The 2,233-nt window shown below is 41.3% G+C and carries 2 protein-coding genes; both read left to right on the top strand.

Annotation, left to right across the window (positions count from 1 at the left end; all coding sequences use genetic code 11):
* Nucleotides 1–244: 244 nt before the first annotated feature.
* Nucleotides 245–952 (top strand): DUF4386 domain-containing protein, encoded by a 708-nt coding sequence (locus CHU92_RS00450; protein WP_094411507.1) that lies wholly within the window; start codon nt 245–247, stop codon nt 950–952.
* Between the two features lie 2 nt (nt 953–954).
* Nucleotides 955–1,923 carry an NAD-dependent epimerase/dehydratase family protein gene (locus CHU92_RS00445; RefSeq protein ID WP_094411505.1) on the top strand — a complete coding sequence of 323 codons (969 nt, stop codon included), beginning with the start codon at nt 955–957 and terminating at the stop codon, nt 1,921–1,923.
* Nucleotides 1,924–2,233: the final 310 nt, after the last annotated feature.

Raw genomic sequence — 2,233 nt, 5'->3', positions numbered from 1 at the left:
GCTGCAAGTCCTCATTCCGCTGCGCTCCATTGCGGGCTTTCCGCTGCTATCCCTCACGCGGGCGGGGTGGAAGAATGATTAAAACCTTATTTGAATCAACTATTATCAATGCAAAAACTTCTTGTAAAATAAAACTTAAAAAAAATTTAGTTTTATTTAAATTCTTAACCTGGGTAAATATCCGGCGGAAAATGGCTTTATACCTTTGTGAGGCAAATGGTTAAATAATCTAAAACAAACAATCATGAAAACTTCAATGTTATTAAAAATCAGCACATCCTTACTTCTCTTCGCAGAAGCGCTATCGGTAACCATTCCCGTGATTATTTTGGGTAATTATTTTAATTTCCCGGACATACTGCGTGAGCCGGCATCAAAGGCATTTGAATTATTCAAAATGAATCAAAATGAAATTCAGGCCGGGTACTATATTTTCCTGATTTCATCTTTACTTTATATTCCCCTTTCATACCAATTATCACAATGGTTCAAAAGTGAAAGAAAAATCCTGAGCCAGGCCTTGCAAGGACTGGGTATTGCCACTACGGTTTTTCAGTCAATCGGCTTTATACGCTGGATTTTTACAATGCCGTTTTTAACAGAGATGTATTTTGGCAATACTTCCAGTAAGGAAACCGCCGCACTGCTTTATGAGACATTAAACCGCTATGCCGGGATGAGCATTGGTGAGCATCTGGGTTTTATTGCAATGGGTAGCTGGACAATAATCCTGGCGGCGCTTATCATTAAACAAAATACTATAAAAAAATGGCTGGGCTATGCTGGCCTTTTCATCGGGATACTACTGCTATTTAGTGTTATAGAACACTTTGGCGGAAAACAAGCACCCATTTTTGGCGCCCTGAATTTTATAGCGAATTCCCTGTGGACATTTTGGATAGTAGCTATTGCCATAAATATCCTTTTAATAAAACCAACTTTAAAAAATTAAAGATGAAAAACGAACTTCATACCGTTTTGGGTGCTTCCGGAGCAATAGGGCGGGCCGTAATTAAGGAATTACAAAACAGAAAGTTACACTTTAATGCAGTTGGACGAAGCCAAAAATTAGAAGGCATAGCAACCACTCAAGCCGATTTGCTCGATGCAGGTGAAGCACTGAAAGCCATTCAGCACTCTGCGTATGTTTACTTATGCGTTGGTTTGCCATACAATGCAGAGGTATGGGCAAGAGACTGGCCCTTGTTGATGCACAATGTCATAAATGCTTGTGAAAAAGCAAAAGCAAAACTCATATTTTTTGATAATGTGTATATGTACGGGCCGGCGCCATTAGCAGTACCATTTAATGAACAGCATCCACAAAATCCTACCACCAAAAAAGGAAAGGCAAGAAAACAAACAACCGATTTATTGCTCAGGGCAATGGCAGACCACAGGGTAAAAGCCGTGATAGGCAGGTCAGCAGATTTCTACGGGGAGTTAGCCGTAAACAGCTCTTTTTATATATCATTTCTCCAAAATATACTCCAGGGTAAAGCCCCGAAAGTATTGGGCAAAAAAGGCGTTGCGCACACTTACGCTTATACTGGCGACAATGCAAAAGCATTAGTTGCCCTGGCCCTGGACGACAGCACCTACGGACAAGTCTGGCATTTGCCTGTTGGCAGGCCCATAACCTTTGAAGAAGCAAATGAAATGTTTAATAAAGAACTGGGGACAAAATATAAAGTAAGCTATCTCCCTAAAATACTACATAAGGCGCTTTCCCTTTTTATCCCACCCATAAAGGAAGTGGAAGAAATGCTGTATCAGTTTGAAACACCTTACGAAATGAATTTTGACAAGTTCATGGCACATTTCCCTGACTTTAAAACCACTTCTTACCAGGACGGATTCAGCGCTATGCTCCGGTCATTTAGACAAAGTGAGCCACTAAACCGAAAAAATGGCAACCGTTAACCCCCGTTCGCATGGTGGGGCCGGCACAAGTATACCAACCCATTTTCGCTTAGCCCTGCGCTGAATTGGTATTGATGGTTTAGTGATTTTGTTAAAAAACAGCAATTTAATCCGGCATAACAATATCGTTTACTCTATTGACACCGTTTTTTTCATAACGAAAGATTTTAGGGTATTGATTTGCCATGAAATATAACCCGATGCACTTTAGCAGCAACAAAGGAAAACCGGGCGGCAGATACAGTTTTTTGGGCGTGTCCCTGCGGGCCGGGCTATCCGCTGCAAGTCCTCATTCCGCTGCGCTCCATTG

Source organism: Flavobacterium cyanobacteriorum, assembly GCF_002251835.1.
Taxonomy (GTDB): Bacteria; Bacteroidota; Bacteroidia; order Flavobacteriales; family Flavobacteriaceae; genus Flavobacterium; species Flavobacterium cyanobacteriorum.
Note: the sequence above shows the minus strand (reverse complement) of the source record. Positions and strands in the feature narration are given on the sequence as shown.